Origin of the sequence: Micrococcus sp. Alg238-R198, from assembly GCF_900537135.1 — a bacterium.
In the GTDB taxonomy this organism is placed as follows: domain Bacteria; phylum Actinomycetota; class Actinomycetes; order Actinomycetales; family Micrococcaceae; genus Micrococcus; species Micrococcus luteus.
In genome coordinates, this window is record NZ_UNRH01000009.1 from 57,026 (window position 1) to 72,512 (window position 15,487).

Here is a 15,487-nt window from a genome sequence, read left to right on the forward strand (position 1 = left end):
CAGGGCGTCAGCTGGCCCCTGGATTCATTGCCAGACACATTCGAGGCTCCGTCGTCCTCCAGGCACGAAGAAGCCCCCGCACCGATCTGGTCGGTGCAGGGGCCTCTGCTCGGCTCCCCCGGTTGGATTCGAACCAACAACCCTTCGATTATTACTGAAGTTGAACAGGCTCTGTAGTGGGTCACCGAACACCGCAGTGGGGACCGTCATGGCCAGGGCGAGCACCAGCTCGTGTTGATCGACAAGACAGTCCTGATACTCGTCGATGAACAGGTGGGTATAGCTGACTTTGAGCATCTTCCCCACTGCCCTGCTGGTGGCTGTCCGCGCCGCTGCGCGATGGTATTCGGCAGACTTGCTCCAGTCGGGACCACCGGACACGTCGAGCCCCGCGAGACTCGGGAAGTGGGCAATCAGGTCATACGACCATGAATCGATTGTGCGCACGACGACTTGGTCGCTGGCAACGCCAAACTTTTTCATGCGGCGGCGAAGGGCGTCCACACCAGCATGCGTATGCGTCAACACGAGGCATGTCCCGCCTTGCTGGGTAGCTTTTGCCACACTGGCCGCGATCAGCTCGGTCTTCCCAGCACCGGCGGGAAGAGCCACCGAACAGGGTAGTGCCCTGAGTACAACTTCGACTGCTTTCGAGATGGGAGGGTCCTCAACCATCGAAGGACCCCTCCGAAGACTCCGCTGGCGGCTCGGATTCCGCGGCGTAAGCGAAGGTCTGCAGATCGTCGATCACCTTCATCAAGTGGGTGCTGTCCAAATCAGCCCAGTGCCTGATGACGACCTCGGCAAGTTCTTCGCCTCTATCTTCGCGCTTGAACCACTCCTTATCCCTGGCAGTCGCCGCGGCCGCGATGGCACCGCGGATCTCGGTTTCATTGACACCGGCCTGTGCCTGCCATGAAGCGAAGTCGGTTCCAGTCAGCTGATCGTTGTTCAGACTTGCGCCGACATTAGCTCGAATGGAATGCTCACCCCTGATCTCTACGGCTAGGTCAACGAGTGCCTGCAGCCCCTTGGCGCCGAGAGTCTGAATGATCTCATCTTCGATCGCATTGCCCGGACCCCAGCGGTATACGCTTACGCCGGAGTCCATTGCCTGCCTCACCGATTTGTCAATAGCGCGGTCGTCATTATCCACTAGCAGGCAGGCTGGGTAGCCGAGCTGCTGGAAGTGCTGGGCTCGCTTGGTCGACTGGGTCCCTCCCCCTCCATTCACCAACACGACGCCAAGCGAAGCAGCACCAGGCTGCTCAGCGGCGATCCGCTGGGCGTCCCAGTGACGAAGCAGGCCGCGCAGGAAACCCACCTCGGTCGCACCCTCTCCGACAAGTACGCGACGGCCAAGGAGCGCCTCTGGGGCAATACGGAACGTGCCCTGCACGTTGTCGAGGTCTTCAGGAACCGGCTGGCAGGTGGTCACGCCAGTTCCATCCGCGCGGACTACGACGAGATCGACGGCGCTCAGCGTCTTCACCGCGATGGGAGAGTGGGTGGTCATAATGACTTGCAGGTTGCCCCCTTCAGTTCGCTTCTTGAGGTGGTGGAGGACTTGCGCCAGTCGGTGCGGCTCGAGCCCGTGTTCGACCTCGTCGATGGCAATGATCGAGCCGTCGTCCATCGCCTGATCCTGGATCGACAAGCTTGTTAGCCGGCGCGTGCCGAGCCCGAGGCTCGACAGAGGCACGTCACCGTCATGAAGCATCAGCGAATGTGTGGAGGTGGCCGAGCCTGGCTCGAGACCAGGCCGCAGCTCATCAAATTTCCCTGCACCGAAGTTCCCGGCCGACCGCTGAACTTTGGAAGCTGCATCATGTAGGGCGCTCGACTGGGCGTCGAAGACTGCTCTCCGCGCTTCACGGTGGGCATCGAGAACGACAGACGAAGCCCCATCGCTACCATCGGTCAGGCCAGACAGGGCCGATCCGCGCGCCCAGCGAAGGTGGAGGTCGGCCCGTTCACCCAGGCGGAAGAAGCCGAGCTGGCGACGTTGGCTGGCGGAAATCGGGCGGGCGTCTTCAGAGTCGGGGCGCACGACCTCCCACGTCGGATCGAGTTCTGGGGTCACGGTCAGCCTGACGACGAGGCACTCATCGGCCTCCTCGACAGGGTCGTGGACGAGAGTGCCGCCCGGCAGGATGCCTGAGCGGTCTTTGCCAAGCTGGCTCTCCTTGACGAGATTGTCCGGGAGGTTCGTGATCGTTGCCTCGATGACGATGTTCTTGGTTAGGTCAAGGTCGAAGAAATCGGCATCCGTGAACTGCGGGCTGTAGTTCGGGCTGAGTACCAGCCCGATCGCGTCCAACAATGTGGTCTTGGTGCTGTCGCCAGCTCCCACCAAACTGATCAATCGCTGGTGGATCGCCCAGTTCGCGGATTCAATGCCACGGAAGTGCTCAATCCGGAGTCGGCGGAGCATCATGGGGTCACCTCGCTGTTAGATCCGATACGGCCCTGATAGCAAGTATGCTCGCGCCGTTGTCCCGAACCACTCCGGGGCAACCGCGGAACACAACGCTCGTCGGCCGCGCGTGCCATCACTCAGCCCAAGACGCTCGATCCCCGTACAAGGCCCCACCCGCGTGCTGACGCAGAAACCCCGGAGACGTAGGCGGCCGAGGATAAGGCTCAGTCTTAGGCTGGCCGGCGCAACGAGGTGTATAGGGTCTGCCGGCTCACACCGAACGCGCGCGCCACCTCGGCCTTCGGGATCCCCATGTCGATCATCACGCGCGCCTGCTCCACGTCGGTGTCCGAAAGCTTCGGGGCCTGCACGTACTTGCCGCGGGCCTTGGCCAGGGCGATGCCTTCGGCCTGACGCTCCTTGATCCGCCGGCGCTCGAACTCAGCGAACGCCGCCAGGATGCCCAGCATCAGCCCGTCCACCGGAGAGGTGCCGGACTTGTCCACGGTGATCCGCTCGGACACGAACTGCACCGCACACCCCTTGCCGGTGAGCTCGTCCACGATCGCGTACAGGTCCCGCGTGTCCCGGCCGAGCCGATCCATCGAGGCGACCTTCACCAGGTCCCCCTCCCGCACGTAGGCCATCAGCTCCGCCAACCCCGTGCGCTTGGCCCTCGAGCTGCCGCTGATCTTGTCCTGGAAGATCCGGTCGCGCTCCCCCACCGCCTCGAGCTGACGATCCAGGTTCTGCTCCGCTGAGCTCACCCGCACGTAGGCCACAGTCTGTCCAACCACGTTTAAGACCCTCCGACGCTTGTGTCCAACGGGCCCGATTGGGACCGTCTCTGACGTGATGGTCTCGTGACCGGGCAGGGTGTGTAAAGGGGTATACCCGGCTTGACGCCGGGATGGGGCAATGAACACCCAGCTGGATTGTGAGGCATCCCTCTGTCGGAGCGTTGACGTTTACTTTACTAACCTGTTAGTATAGTTTCGTTGATGCGACTACAGGCAGAGGACAGGGGTACAACAGTGAACGACGTTGGATCATCGCCGCGGCGGTGGTGGCTGCTCATGACCGTGGGGGCCGGCCTGCTACTCATCACCCTCGACAATTCGATCCTCTACACCGCCTTGCCTACGTTGACCGCAGACCTCGGCGCGTCCGGATCCTCGACACTGTGGATCATCAACGCCTACCCCCTGGTCATGGCTGGCCTCCTCTTGGGAGCAGGCACACTGGGCGATCGCATCGGCCACCGCCGAATGTTCGTCGTCGGCCTGTGGATCTTCGGTGCCGCATCACTGGCAGCGGCATTCTCGCCCAACCCTGCCTTCCTGATCGGCGCCAGGGCACTCCTCGCTGTGGGGGCCGCAGCGATGATGCCCGCCACGCTTGCTCTGATCCGCCTCGCGTTCGACGATCCTCGTGAGCGCAACATCGCCATCGCCATCTGGGGGAGCCTGTCGATCGCGGGGGCAGCGCTCGGACCCATTCTCGGCGGCGCCCTTCTCGAACGGTTCTGGTGGGGATCTGTTTTCCTCATCAATGTCCCCGTTGTTGCCATCGCACTTGTGGCGACCGCAATCATCGCGCCGCACAACCATCCCGATCCGTCGAAGAAGTGGGATCTCGTCTCATCCCTCTATGCGATGGTCGGGCTGGTGGGCACCGTGCTCGTCATCAAGGAACTGGCCCATATTCCACAGAACTGGGTTCTGATCGCAGGGGCGCTGGCGTCAGCAGTCATCGGGTTCGTCCTCTTCGTGCGACGCCAGGGCCGATTGGAAGAACCACTCATCGAGTTCTCCATCTTCCGCAACCGCGCCTTCGCTGGCGGCTCTCTGGCAGCCTTCTTCGCGATGTTCACCATCGCTGGCGCCCAGCTCGCGACCACACAGCGCTTCCAGCTCGTCGAGGGCTTCACCCCCCTGCAAGCAGGCCTGCTAGGGCATGTCTGACAATCGTTTGGACCATGCGATCACAGCATTCAGGACCACAGCGGCCCTGTAGATGATCGCGTACTTGTCATACCGGGTCGCCAGACCCCGCCACTGCTTCAGGTGAGCGTACTGACGCTCGATGACGTTGCGGCCCTTGTAGGCGTCCRCGTCGAGGCTGACGGGGCGCCCGCCGCGGGCACCGCGCCGTCTGCGGTGGCCCTGCTGGTCGGCCGGTTCGGGGATGACCGCTTTGATCCCACGGGCRCGTAGGTGGGTGCGGATCGCCCGGGAGGAGTACGCCTTATCGCCCAGCACGGCCTCGGGGCGGGTCCGGGGCCGCCCTACTGGCCGGGTCACGCGCAGCTGCGCCAGAAGAGGAAGCAGCATCGGGGAGTCCCCTGCCTGGCCGGGGGTGATCAGGCTGACCAGCGGCAGYCCGGTCCCATCGACGAGCTGATGGATCTTCGTGCTCAGCCCGCCACGGGAGCGCCCGATGCCGTGATCGGCCGGCTCCTCACGCGGATTCTTGTAGTTCGATCCATCCCCCTGTGTGGCGGGTGATGYTCGTCGCGTGCTGGTGGGCGCGGGCGATCGTGGAGTCCACCGAGACCGACCAATCGATCAGGCCTTCGGCGTCAGCGGCGGCGGTCAGCGTGGCCAGCACCGTGTCCCAKGTGCCCTCTTCAGCCAAGCGCCGATGCCAGGTCCACACGGTCTGCCAGGGCCCGTAGACCTCGGGCAGATCCCTCCAAGCGATTCCGCACCGGTACCGGTAGATGATCGCCTCCACCATGGTGCGGGCGTCGGCGAACGGCCTGCCGGCGCGGCCGGTCCGGGTCGGGAGCATCGGGGCGATCAACTCCCATTGGGCGTCGGAGAGCATCTGGAACCGGGACATGTCCCCAGGGTCTCAGCTGACTCGTGCATCTATTCTCAGACACGCCCTAGGTCGCGGGCGAGTACCGCCGGGTAGCTCGGGCCCTCGAGGAGTGTCATGAGGATGCGGGAGCGGGTCGGGTCGGCCATCGCCCGGCCCAGCCGGTTCATCACGTCCAGCCGCGAAGCAATAGTCAGCATGCGCTGACCATACAGAACCTGCTGACCTCTCGTGTGTGGCTCCCGCTGCTGATATCTGCATAGGTGTATGGTCGTGGCATGAGTGTGACGCCGTTGGATTCGTGTCAGGTCACCGCCGTCCATCCGGAGAAGGTGGCGCTGACCCGGGAGAGGATCCCCGACGAGCGCGAGGCCGGCAGGTTGGCCGGGCTGTTCAAGCTCCTGGGGGACCCGCGCCGTGCCCGGGCGCTGTATGCGTTGCTGGAGGCCGGCGAGCTGTGCGTGTGTGACCTGGCGGCGTCGGTCGATGTCGCGGAGGCGTCGGTGTCCCAGGTGCTGCGGGTGCTGCGTACCGCTGGGGTGGTCGAGAACCGCCGGGAGGGGCGGATGGTGTACTACCGCCTCGCTGACGGGCATGTGCGGATGCTGCTGGACGTCTCCCGTGAGCACGCCCGCCACGAGGGGCAGGGCTGATGGGGGCGGGACACAGCCATGCCCCGGCGACCGGGCGTGCCGGTGGCCGCTACCGTCGGCGGCTGGCGGGGGCGTTCGCCCTGACGGCGGGCTTCTTCCTGATCGAGCTGGTCGCGGGGCTGGTGTCGGGGTCGTTGGCGCTGCTGTCGGATGCCGGGCACATGGCTGCCGATGTGGTGGTGCTGGGTGCGGCGCTGCTGGCGACGCGCATCGCGAGCCGGCCGGACTCCACGGGGCGACGCACCTATGGCTCCTACCGGGCCGAGGTGTTCGCCTCGGCGTTGGCGGTGCTGGCGATGCTCGCGGTCGGGGTGTACGTGGTGGTCGAGGCCATCAGCCGGCTGGGCGACGCGCCGGAGGTGGCCTCCGGCGCCATGCTCGCGGTCGGCTTCGCCGGCCTGGTGATCAACATCATCTCCATGCTGCTGCTGCGCAGCGGGGCCAAGGACAGCCTGAACGTCAAGGGCGCCTACTACGAGGTGATCGCCGACGCCGCCGGGTCGGTGGGTGTCATGGTCGCCGGCGTGCTGATCATTCTCACCGGCCAGCCGATCTGGGACGTCGTGGTCGCGGCGCTCATCGCGGTCTTCGTCATCATCCGGGCGGTGGTTCTGGGCAGGCAGGTGATCGCGGTGCTGGGCCAGCACGCCCCGGAAGGGGTGGACCCGGAGGACGTCGCCGGTGACCTGGACGCGGTCGAGGGGGTGGAGGAGGTCCACGACCTGCACCTGTGGACCCTGACGTCGGGGATGAACGTGGCCACGGCCCACCTGGTCGCTGACCAGGGCGCGGACCACGGCGCCGTGCTTGCCGGCGCGCGCCGGGTGCTGCGCGACCGTTACGGTATCGCCCATGCCACCTTGCAGGTGGAGGGCGCCGGCAGCGACGGCTGTCACGACCTGAGCTGGTAGCACTCGGCACGGAAGCCCGCTCGCGAGAGCCGCACATGCTTGAGCAACGTCTTAGGAGCGCGCGATGGCCGCGAAGCACGGCAAGGGCCCCGGGCCGGACGAGGGCCAGCGGCCGGCCCGGCGCGGGGTGGTGCTCACCCTGCTGGGGATCGGTCTGGTCGCCGCGGCTTACGTGGTGACGATCGTGGTCATGGTGGTGCGGTGACGCGGCCCAAACGGACCGCGGCCTCATGGCGGCGCCGCAAGGCGGTCATCGCGTCGTCCAGTGCTGTCCTCGTCGGGTCGAGCACGTAGAGGTCGTGAAGACGTCCAGATATAGGCCTGGGACGGGAGTTCTTGCATCGACTGAACTCCCCGGTGGTTGCAGGTCCGATACGCAGGGGTGCCAGTAAGTAGGGCTGATCGGCGCCCATTTTCTTGTCTCGCGCCCCGGGGCGAGGCGGTCCCCTATCGGTGTCCCTGTGTGCGGGGCAGGTTCACGCCGCGCAGCAGGAGAGCTTGGCGATGTCGGTGGTGAAGGCCTGCGCGGTGAGCTTGAGGCCTTCGGCCATGGTCAGGTAGGGGCTCCAGAGGTTGGCGACCTGGCTGGTGGTCATGCCGGCCTCGAGCATGTAGACCCCGGCGGCGGCGAGGTCGCCGGCGTCCTGGGCCAGGGCGGTAATGCCGATGATGCGGCCGGTGTCGGCGTCGGTGACCATCTTGATGAACCCGCGGGTGTCGCGGTTGACGATCGCGCGTGGGACGTGCGCGAGTGACAGGACACGGCTGTCGTAGCGGATCCCGGCAGCGGAGGCCTGCCGTTCGGTCATCCCGACGGCGGCCAGGGCGGGGCTGGTGAACACGACCCGGGGCAGGTGGCGGTAGTCGACCTCGAGGCCGGCGCCGGTGAGGGCGTTGTCGGCGACGAGGGCGCCGTGGGCCGCGGCGACGTACACGAACTGACGGTGGGCGGTGACGTCACCGGCAGCCCAGACGCGCGGGTTGGTGCTGCGCAGATGGCTGTCGACAACCACCTCGCCGTGGTCGCCGGTGCGCACGTCGACGGTGTCGAGACCGAGCGTGGCGGTGACCGGGCGGCGCCCGGTGGCGACGAGTACCTCGGCCGCCCGGAGTTCCTGTGAGCCGTCAGTGGTGGTGGCAGTGACCGTGACCTCGCCGGTGGCCGGGTCGCGGCGGACCGCGCTGGGCACCGCGCCGCGGATGATCTGGATGCCTTCGTCCGTGAAGATCTCATCCAGGGCGGTGGACGCCTCGGGTTCTTCCTGGGACGCCAGCCGTGAGCGGACCAGCATGGTGACCCGGACGCCGAGCCGAGCGAAGAGCTGGGCCTGCTCCATCGCGACGTAGCCGCCGCCGATGACCAGCAGCGACTCCGGGACGTGGTCCAGTTCCATCGCGGTGGTCGAGGTCAGGTAACCGGCCTCCTGCAGGCCGGGGACCGGCGGCGCCCAGGGCCTGGAGCCGGTGGCGATGAGGTAGTGCGCGGCCCGGACCGTCTCCACCGTGCCGTCAGGGCCGGTGACGCGCAGTGCCGGCTCGCTGGGTGTGCCGACGAACGTGGCGTCCCCGGGGTGGAGATCCCATCCGTACTCGGTGGCCAGGTCCAGGTACTTCTCGCCACGCAGTGACCCGACGAGCCGATCCTTGCCGGCGATCAAGGCGGGCATGTCGACCGGCCGGACTTCGGGGAGCGGCAGGCCGGGGAACCGGGAGGCGTCGAGTGTGACGTGGCGGGCCTCGGCGGTCGCGAGCAAGGCCTTGGAGGGCACGCACCCGGTGTTCACGCAGGTACCGCCGACGGTGCCACGCTCGATCATCACCACCCGTCTGCCGAGGTTGGTGGCGCGGATCGCGGCCGCGAACGCCGCCCCACCGAACCCGATCATTGCCAGGTCATACGACCTGCTGTTAGCCGTTGCCGTCATGAACTCCTCCTTCATCGCCCTCAGGATCGACCTTCCAGTGCACTGGAAGGTCAAGGGGGAGAATGAGTGGCATGCGGATCGGTGAGGTGGCTCGGGCGTCGGGCACGACGAGCAAGACCCTGCGGTACTACGAGGAGGTCGGGCTGCTACCCGCCGCGGACCGCACCCCGGCGGGCTACCGGGACTACGGCGCCGAGGTGCTCGACCGGCTGGACTTCATCCGCCGGGGGCAAGCGGCCGGGCTGACCCTGGCCCAGATCGGTCAGGTGCTGGACATCCGCGACCGGGGGCAGGCCCCCTGCCGGCACGTCACCGACCTGCTCGACACCCGCCTTGATGTGATCGACCGGCAACTCGCCGAGCTCGCGCAGCTACGCACCACGATCGCCGACCTGCGCGAGGACGCCGCCGCCGGCGACCCGGCCACGTGCTCCCCCGAGGATGTCTGCCGCTACCTGTGACACCGAAGTTCACGGGCCCGTGGCAGCGCATGGCGGCCCACTCTGTTGCGTTGGGGTGTTAGACCTTTCGCAACGGTTCTGTTGCGCGGGGTGCACCCTATCGCGACGCCTATTCCTCCGGCCTGCCGTCGGCCGCTGTCCCGGTGAAGGATCGGCTTGCGGAACGTGAGCCTCACTCGCAGCGCCCTCTTGCCCGCGTGCTTGGAGGCCGCCACTGAGCTCCGACAGAACCCCGCCATATAGCGGCGCAAGCCACACATGACACCGGGCGGCACACCGAGCAGCCGCCACAAACGACCGATTTAGCCGTTACACGCCCGTGAGTCGGAGCATGACTGAGCCCATTGAGGCCGGAATGGGGGGCGAGGCCACTGTGCCGATTCTGATTCTTTGTCCACACCACCGCGGGGGCCGTTTCAGCGGCCCCCGCGGTGGTGTTGCCGAGGTGTGGACTCAAGCCGCGCGGGGCAACACTCCGCGCAAGACGTCGGTGAGGGTGACGACCCCAGTGAACCGGTTGTCCTGGGTTACTGCGGCCAGCTGGCGGCTGTTGCGGCGCATGGAGGCAAGTGCTTCGTGCAACGGTGTGGTGGAGGGCAGCGTCAGAGCCTGCTGGATAAGCGGCTGGATTGGCGCAGAAGGCTCCATCGTGAGGGTGTCCCGCACGTGGACGACGCCCGGAACGCTCTCAGGGGTATGGTCCGGCTGGACCAGGATACGCAAGTGCCCTGAGCACGCAGCGGCATTCTGGACCGCCTCGACGTCGGCGTCGGGGGCGACCTTGACCGGGTGCTGACCCTGGGGGAGGAGGTCCCCGAGAGTGAGGGTCTGAAGGTCCAGGGCACCGGCCAAGGCTTCATGGTTCTGCCGGTCCAGGGTGCCGGCGGCGGCGGAGTGCTCAACCAGCTGACGAATGGCCGCTGCGTCGTAGCCGCCCACGGCGGCTTGGTCCACGGGGGTGACGCCGCTGAGGGTCACCAGGCGGTTGGCCAGCCGGTTGGCCAGCAGCAGCAGGGGGCGAACGGTCCAGACGAAGGCGCGTGCGGGCACGGCCACGGCTTTGGCTGCGGTCTCGGGGTGGGCAATGGCCCAGGACTTGGGGGCCATCTCCCCGATGACCAGGTGAAGGAAGGTCACGGCCAGCAAGGACAGGACGAAGGAGGCGGTTCCGGCTGCCGCTGCGGGGATGCCCCAGTCCTCCAGGACGGGGCCGAGCCATGCGTCGACGGCCGGCTTGGTGATCGCCCCCAGGGCGAAGGTGCACAAGGTGATGCCCAACTGGGCTGCGGCGAGCATGAGGGTCAGCTCGTCGACTCCCTTGAGAGCGGCCCGCGCGGCGCGGCTGCGTCCTGCCTCGGCCTCTAGCCGGTGCCGGCGGGCGCCCAGCAGGGAGAACTCCATGATGACGAAGATCGCGCTGAGCACGATCAGCGCTGTGGTCACGAGCATGACGATCAGTGGACCGTGCATCATCGCTCCTCGTCCGTGGTGGCGTCGGGCTGGGCCTCGTGGGCGGCATGGCTGCCGGCGGTGTCAGAGCGGGGCACCTCGATGAGGTGGATCCGCAGTCGAGCCGGGACCCTGCGTTGGATGGAGAGGACCTCGACCTGCAGGTGGCGGTCGTAGACCTCCTCAGCCCCGAAGTCTCGTGGGTCCTCGGGCAGGTCGATCGTGATGACCTCGCCTTCCCGGGGCAGACGGCCCAGAGCGTCGATGGTCAGACCGGCGGCGGACTCGGCCTCGGTCACGGGCAGGGGGTGCCCGACGAGGCGCTCGAGCTCGTCCAGGTGGGCCTCTGCGCTCAGGACCCAGGAGTGCAGGCCTGTGGCGGTGATCTCCTCCTGGGGGTGCAGGTCGTGCTCGTCCGTGAGCTCGCCCACGAGCTCCTCCGCGAGGTCTTCCACTGTGAGCACGCCGACGAAGCCGCCGAACTCGTCCACGATGCACGCCATCTGCTGCCCTGAGCCGTCGAGCTCCCGGGCTGCGTCGGGCAGGGACATCATCGTGGGCAGCACCAGTGCAGGGCGCATCAGGGCGGACACGGGGGTGTCCGGGGCCATCCGGGTCTCACCGAGCAGGTCGGTGAGGTGGACTACCCCGAGCGGTTCGTGTTCGTTCGAGATCACCGGGTAGCGGGTGTGGCCGGTGGCCATCAGGTCGCGCACCTGAGCCAGGGAGGTCTGGGGCTGAACCTCGTCCACACGCGAGCGGGGCACCATCGCGTGCTGCACGTCCTGGTCTGGGAAGTCCAGCACCCGGTCGATCAGGACGGAGACCTCCGCGGGCAAGGATCCGGAAGCTCTGGAGTCCAGGGCAATGCGGTCCAGGTCCTCGGCGGAGGCGGTGCTGTCGACGTCGTGCACTGGCTCGATGCGCAGGAGCTTGAGCAGCACCTCGGCCGCCTTGTCGAAGACCCAGATGAGCCAGCCGAACAGGCCGAGGTAGATCTGTGTGGGCCGGGCCAGAGCGCGGGCCAGGGGCTCGGGGTTGGCGATGGCCAAATTCTTGGGGTACAGCTCGCCGATGATCATCTGCACCAGGGTGGCCACCACCAGTACGCCCAGCGTGGAGATGGCGATGACCACTTCAGAAGGCAGTGCGGTGCCGCCGAGCAACTCGGTCAGGGCCGCACCCACCATCGGCTCTGCCACGTAGCCCACCATGAGGCCTGTGACCGTGATCCCCAGCTGCGCGCCGGAGAGCATGAAGGAGGTGCGGCGAGTGACCTGCAGTGCGCGGGCGGCGGCGCGGTCGCCGGCCTTGGCGGCGGTCTGCAGGCGGACGCGGTCTACAGACATGTACGCGAATTCCTGGGCCACGAAGAAGCCGTTGGCGGCGATGATCGCCAGGATGATGAGGGATCCGAGGATCAGTGTCAGGACTGGATCCATGCCTGAGTCACCTCCCCACGAGGTGCAGGCGACCCCGCCAGCTGCGGGGTGGGGTGGGGGTGACGCTCGGACTGTCACCAGGGCAGGCGGCTGGGCCGTCGCTCATGTATTCAGGGGCTCCATAAGGGGTCGAATGAATAATGGCGGTACGCTACCACCGGTAATCGGTCTCAGGGCAAGATGGGGGTGTGGCCTCGCAGCCGGCATCCCGCCTCTGCCCGCCACGATGTCCCATCGGGTGTACCCGTGCGAGGCAATCGAAGGCGATTGCTGAGATGGGTATCTCAACGGCCGAGATGGCGCACAGGTTCGATGTCAGCCAGAAGATACCTTACCTGGCTTTTAATTAATCCTCGGGCGCATAGACTTAAAGTTGCATGAGAAATGTCCGCCAAATCTACTCGGCGTTTATCAAATGTTATTGACTCACATCGCCTGAATAGTTTGCCCGCTTGGTCAGGCCCATCGACCACTGGGGTATGCCGACGACCCGCGGTGGTGTGGATCTCCATCCGAGCGTTTCCATCCGTTGTTGATTCGGACGCTTTTCGAGGAAGCCGCGCGATCGGTCGTCAACCACTTGACCAGACCTTGGTTCATCCCATCATCCTCACTTGGGAAAATCGCAGAAATTGAAGAGAGGGTAATTTATTCTGCGTAAAAAGCGACATGGATTGTTGATGCAGCGGGGGGCTTTTCAGAACTCCGACAGTGATGTGGGCGTCTCGGCCTGCAAGACGGTTCCCCTGGAATCTGACTCTCGTGGAAGAAGGATGCATCCAGGTGCAGCGCGTGGCGAAGACCCCGCCGTCCCGTCCGTCACAATGACCGACTGCGGTCCGGGCTGGACTGGTCGGGTCGCTAGGTGTAGGAGGTCATGACGTTGTTGACTCGGGCCGGGGCCAACGAGGCCGGCGGGGCGTTCCCGCAGGAGGTATGAGGCCGATGGTAGTTGTAGTGGTTCACCCACACGGCCAGCGCCTCACGCCGAGCTGTCTCTGAGGTATACGGGCGGGCGTAGAGGACCTCATCGACCATCAGCCGGTTGTACCGTTCGACCTTCCCGTTATGGCGCGGGGTGTAGGGGCGGATCCGGTGGTGCCGGCCCCCGAGCGAGACCACCTTSGCGGTGAAGTCCGCAGCCCGATAGTTGTTCCCGTTGTCCGTGATCACCCGGTCCACGGTGATGCCGTGGGCGGCGAAGAACGCCCGCGCCCGGCAGTAGAAGCTCACGGTCGTGGCCGCCCGCTCGTCCTCCAACGCYTCGGTGTAGGCCAGGCGGGTGTACCCGTCGATCGCCGAGTGCAGGTAGGTGTAGCCGACCCGCCGGCCAGGCCCGCGCTTGGAAGCACGGCCTGCTTCACTTTCACGTCCGTGGGTGCGCCAGCCGCCCCCGTCTGGGATCTTCCCGATCTTCTTCACATCCAGGTGCACCATGTGCCCCGGCCCTCTCGCGGTGATCTTCTGGGGTCGTTGGCGCAGGTCTTCTCCGGCCGGGGTCAGGTCCCGTAGGCGGGAGATCCCGAGTCGGTGCAGCCACCGTCCCACGGTGCGCAAGCACAGCTGGTGGCCCTCGGAGACGAGGTGGTGATGGATGCGCCGTGCGGACCACTTGCGCTCCCGCCGCAGGGCGTGGATCTGGGCGACCAGGACCGGATCGAGCTGGGCAGGTGAACGGTGCGGCCGGCTGGGCAGGTCCTGAAGGCCGGCTTCTCCCTGGGCGCGGTAGCGGGCGACCCAAGTGGCCACCGTGGGCCGGCTCACCCGGAACTCGGCGGCCACGTGTGCCTGCGGGATCCCGTCGTGCAGGTGGCGGTGGACCATCCTGAGACGGCCGGTCGGGGTCAGGGGTGCGTTAGCGTGAGTCATGAGTGGGTCTTCTCGGGCAGGTCGGTGGTGTAGGAACTTCCATCCTGCGGGAGAGGCCCACTCGTCTCATCTCAGCCCGGTACCCATGTCAAGAACCTCATGACCCACAACAGCTAGGCTGGAGGCCATGCCCGTGAGGAACCGTCGCGCCGCCGCCCTGCCCGCCAAGCTCAGCCGCTCCTGGCTGCTGGTCAACGCGGCCACCCCCGACGCGTTCGCCCCCGCCCTGGCCTCCGAGGCCGACTCCGTCATCTTCGACCTCGAGGCCGCCGTGCCGGAGGAGCAGAAGGACGCGGCCCGCCAGCACGTCGTGGACGCCCTCTCCGGCGGCATGACGGCGTGGGTGCGCATCTCCGCGACCTCCACGGACCACTGGCAGCGGGACCTCGAGGCGCTCGCGGGCCTCGACGGCGTGCGCGGCGTCGTGCTGGCCGAGACCGAGGAGCCGGAGCAGGTCACGTTCACCGCGATGCGTCTGCGCGCCGGCACCCCGGTGATCGCCCTGCTGGAGTCCGCCCTGGGCATCGAGAACGCCACGGCCGTGGCCAAGGCGCCGGGCACGTTCCGCCTCGCCTTCGGCGTGAACGACTTCCGCAAGGACGTCGGCGTCGGTGAGGACCCGCTGGCCATGGCCTACGCCCGCTCCCGCATGGTGATCGCCTCCCGCGTGGGCGGTCTGCCCGGGGCGATCGACGGACCGCCCGGCAACACGGACGGTGAGGACGCGGTCGTCGACTCCAGCGCCGTCACCGCCTCGATGGGCATGACCGGCCGCCTCGTCCTGAACCGGGATCAGGTGGACTGGGTCAACCGGGCGATGTCCCCGTCCGAGGACGAGCTCGCGTGGGCCCGCGACCTGCTCGAGAAGCACGCGCAGGGCACCGCCGTCGGCGACGGTTCGTACCTGCCCCGCGTGCTGCGCGCCCAGAAGATCGCGGACCTCGCGGACTCGTACGGGCTCTGGAACGCGTGAGCACGGCCGGGGCGCGCGCATGAGTCCCCGCACCGACGGGTGGCTCCGCCCATGATGGCGTGGATCGACGGGCTGCCGCTGCTGTGGTCCATCGGGTTCTTCTGGATGCTGGCGATCCTGCGCACCCTGATCGTGTTCTCGCTCGGGCGGGGGCTGGCCTCCGGCGTCGAGCGGACCCGCTGGTTCGCCCGCGTGATGGAGGGGCCCGTCTATGTCCGCGCCCAGCGCTTCATCCAGCGCCACGGGGTGTGGGCCATCCCGTTCTGCTACCTCACGGTGGGCATCCAGACGGCGGTGATCGGCTCGGCCGGCGTCGCCCGCATGCCCTGGCGCCGGTTCCTGCCGGCGGCCGCGCTCGGCACGTTCCTGTGGGGCGTGGTGTACGGGACCGTCGGGATGGCCGTGGTCTGGGCCGTCATCGGCGCGGCGCTCGGAGAGGGCCGGGGCGTCCTCGCCCTCGTGCTGATCCTCGCGGCCGTGGCCGCGTTCGTCGTGTGGCGCCGACGCCGCACGCTGCGCCGGCACGGGGCCGGGTGACGTCGTCGTCCGTGACGCGGGCCGG

Annotated in this window: 14 protein-coding genes and 2 pseudogenes; 7 read left to right on the forward strand and 9 right to left on the reverse strand. The window is 67.0% G+C overall.

From position 1 onward, the window contains the following. Positions 1–24: 24 nt before the first annotated feature. From G6R13_RS09320 to G6R13_RS09330, 3 genes are all read right to left on the reverse strand, one after another. Positions 25–675 (reverse strand): UvrD-helicase domain-containing protein, encoded by a 651-nt coding sequence (locus G6R13_RS09320; RefSeq protein WP_081097721.1) that lies wholly within the window; start codon positions 673–675, stop codon positions 25–27. Further along, positions 668–2,437 carry an ATP-binding protein gene (locus G6R13_RS09325; RefSeq protein ID WP_060973737.1) on the reverse strand — a complete coding sequence of 590 codons (1,770 nt, stop codon included), beginning with the start codon at positions 2,435–2,437 and terminating at the stop codon, positions 668–670. Before G6R13_RS09325 ends, G6R13_RS09320 begins: the two co-directional genes overlap by 8 nt. A 212-nt stretch (positions 2,438–2,649) precedes the next feature. Continuing rightward, on the reverse strand, positions 2,650–3,216 hold the full coding sequence (locus G6R13_RS09330; RefSeq protein ID WP_060973479.1) for a recombinase family protein: 567 nt from the start codon (positions 3,214–3,216) through the stop codon (positions 2,650–2,652). 204 nt (positions 3,217–3,420) lie between these two features. On the opposite strand from G6R13_RS09330, the pseudogene G6R13_RS09335 reads away from it, so the two are divergent. Further along, a pseudogene (locus tag G6R13_RS09335) lies at positions 3,421–4,371 on the forward strand (MFS transporter); the annotation flags it as partial. Here G6R13_RS09335 and G6R13_RS09340 read toward each other — a convergent pair. Both G6R13_RS09340 and G6R13_RS09345 read right to left on the reverse strand, forming a co-directional pair. Next, positions 4,369–5,263, reverse strand: a protein-coding gene (locus G6R13_RS09340; protein ID WP_163721490.1) for an IS5 family transposase whose coding sequence is annotated in 2 segments (ribosomal slippage) — positions 4,369–4,905 and positions 4,907–5,263 — 894 coding nt in all. Because the reading frame shifts where the segments join, the coding sequence is not laid out codon by codon here. The pseudogene G6R13_RS09335 and the gene G6R13_RS09340 overlap by 3 nt on opposite strands. 44 nt (positions 5,264–5,307) lie before the next feature. Beyond that, positions 5,308–5,442: pseudogene (locus G6R13_RS09345) on the reverse strand (ArsR family transcriptional regulator); the annotation flags it as partial. 78 nt (positions 5,443–5,520) lie between these two features. On the opposite strand from G6R13_RS09345, the gene G6R13_RS09350 reads away from it, so the two are divergent. The 3 genes from G6R13_RS09350 (at position 5,521) to G6R13_RS12235 (ending at position 7,011) form a co-directional block, all read left to right on the forward strand. Next, on the forward strand, positions 5,521–5,895 hold the full coding sequence (locus tag G6R13_RS09350) for a metalloregulator ArsR/SmtB family transcription factor (protein ID WP_044659923.1): 375 nt from the start codon (positions 5,521–5,523) through the stop codon (positions 5,893–5,895). Next, positions 5,895–6,806 (forward strand): cation diffusion facilitator family transporter, encoded by a 912-nt coding sequence (locus G6R13_RS09355; RefSeq protein WP_134416934.1) that lies wholly within the window; start codon positions 5,895–5,897, stop codon positions 6,804–6,806. Before G6R13_RS09350 ends, G6R13_RS09355 begins: the two co-directional genes overlap by 1 nt. A 64-nt stretch (positions 6,807–6,870) precedes the next feature. Continuing rightward, the gene (locus G6R13_RS12235; protein ID WP_165381393.1) at positions 6,871–7,011 is read left to right on the forward strand and encodes a hypothetical protein; all 141 of its coding nucleotides are present in this window, start codon (positions 6,871–6,873) and stop codon (positions 7,009–7,011) included. A 271-nt stretch (positions 7,012–7,282) separates the two neighbouring features. Here the strand turns inward: G6R13_RS12235 and merA are convergent, their stop codons facing one another. Further along, positions 7,283–8,746, reverse strand: coding sequence for a mercury(II) reductase (gene merA, locus G6R13_RS09360; protein WP_049146770.1), 1,464 nt, complete (start codon positions 8,744–8,746; stop codon positions 7,283–7,285). A 56-nt stretch (positions 8,747–8,802) separates the two neighbouring features. Here merA and G6R13_RS09365 point away from each other — a divergent pair, with 56 nt between their 5' ends. Then, the gene (locus tag G6R13_RS09365) at positions 8,803–9,192 is read left to right on the forward strand and encodes a heavy metal-responsive transcriptional regulator (protein ID WP_036382791.1); all 390 of its coding nucleotides are present in this window, start codon (positions 8,803–8,805) and stop codon (positions 9,190–9,192) included. A 453-nt stretch (positions 9,193–9,645) separates the two neighbouring features. Here G6R13_RS09365 and G6R13_RS09370 read toward each other — a convergent pair whose 3' ends face one another. The 3 genes from G6R13_RS09370 to G6R13_RS09380 all read right to left on the reverse strand — a co-directional run bounded on the left by G6R13_RS09370 (position 9,646) and on the right by G6R13_RS09380 (position 13,952). Then, complete coding sequence (locus G6R13_RS09370; RefSeq protein ID WP_036337237.1) at positions 9,646–10,662, reverse strand: CNNM domain-containing protein; 1,017 nt, start codon at positions 10,660–10,662, stop codon at positions 9,646–9,648. After that, on the reverse strand, positions 10,662–12,083 hold the full coding sequence (locus G6R13_RS09375) for a hemolysin family protein (RefSeq protein WP_036337238.1): 1,422 nt from the start codon (positions 12,081–12,083) through the stop codon (positions 10,662–10,664). Before G6R13_RS09375 ends, G6R13_RS09370 begins: the two co-directional genes overlap by 1 nt. An 861-nt stretch (positions 12,084–12,944) precedes the next feature. Further along, the gene (locus G6R13_RS09380; protein ID WP_163721492.1) at positions 12,945–13,952 is read right to left on the reverse strand and encodes an IS481 family transposase; all 1,008 of its coding nucleotides are present in this window, start codon (positions 13,950–13,952) and stop codon (positions 12,945–12,947) included. Positions 13,953–14,079: 127 nt separating this feature from the next. On the opposite strand from G6R13_RS09380, the gene G6R13_RS09385 reads away from it, so the two are divergent. After that, a complete protein-coding gene (locus tag G6R13_RS09385; protein WP_163721494.1) occupies positions 14,080–14,925 on the forward strand; it encodes a CoA ester lyase in 846 nt (281 codons plus the stop codon). Positions 14,926–14,976: 51 nt separating this feature from the next. Then, positions 14,977–15,462, forward strand: coding sequence for a VTT domain-containing protein (locus G6R13_RS09390; RefSeq protein ID WP_041102620.1), 486 nt, complete (start codon positions 14,977–14,979; stop codon positions 15,460–15,462). Positions 15,463–15,487 lie beyond the last annotated feature (25 nt).

What these genes read in the sequence shown, in the direction of transcription:
- G6R13_RS09385 (WP_163721494.1), top strand. Translation starts at nt 14,080, where the DNA reads ATGCCCGTGAGGAACCGTCGCGCCGCCGCCCTGCCCGCCAAGCTCAGC.
- G6R13_RS09365 (WP_036382791.1), top strand. Translation starts at nt 8,803, where the DNA reads ATGCGGATCGGTGAGGTGGCTCGGGCGTCGGGCACGACGAGCAAGACC.
- merA (WP_049146770.1), bottom strand. Translation starts at nt 8,746, where the DNA reads ATGAAGGAGGAGTTCATGACGGCAACGGCTAACAGCAGGTCGTATGAC.
- G6R13_RS09350 (WP_044659923.1), top strand. Translation starts at nt 5,521, where the DNA reads ATGAGTGTGACGCCGTTGGATTCGTGTCAGGTCACCGCCGTCCATCCG.
- G6R13_RS12235 (WP_165381393.1), top strand. Translation starts at nt 6,871, where the DNA reads ATGGCCGCGAAGCACGGCAAGGGCCCCGGGCCGGACGAGGGCCAGCGG.
- G6R13_RS09325 (WP_060973737.1), bottom strand. Translation starts at nt 2,437, where the DNA reads ATGATGCTCCGCCGACTCCGGATTGAGCACTTCCGTGGCATTGAATCC.
- G6R13_RS09390 (WP_041102620.1), top strand. Translation starts at nt 14,977, where the DNA reads ATGATGGCGTGGATCGACGGGCTGCCGCTGCTGTGGTCCATCGGGTTC.
- G6R13_RS09320 (WP_081097721.1), bottom strand. Translation starts at nt 675, where the DNA reads ATGGTTGAGGACCCTCCCATCTCGAAAGCAGTCGAAGTTGTACTCAGG.
- G6R13_RS09370 (WP_036337237.1), bottom strand. Translation starts at nt 10,662, where the DNA reads ATGCACGGTCCACTGATCGTCATGCTCGTGACCACAGCGCTGATCGTG.
- G6R13_RS09375 (WP_036337238.1), bottom strand. Translation starts at nt 12,083, where the DNA reads ATGGATCCAGTCCTGACACTGATCCTCGGATCCCTCATCATCCTGGCG.
- G6R13_RS09355 (WP_134416934.1), top strand. Translation starts at nt 5,895, where the DNA reads ATGGGGGCGGGACACAGCCATGCCCCGGCGACCGGGCGTGCCGGTGGC.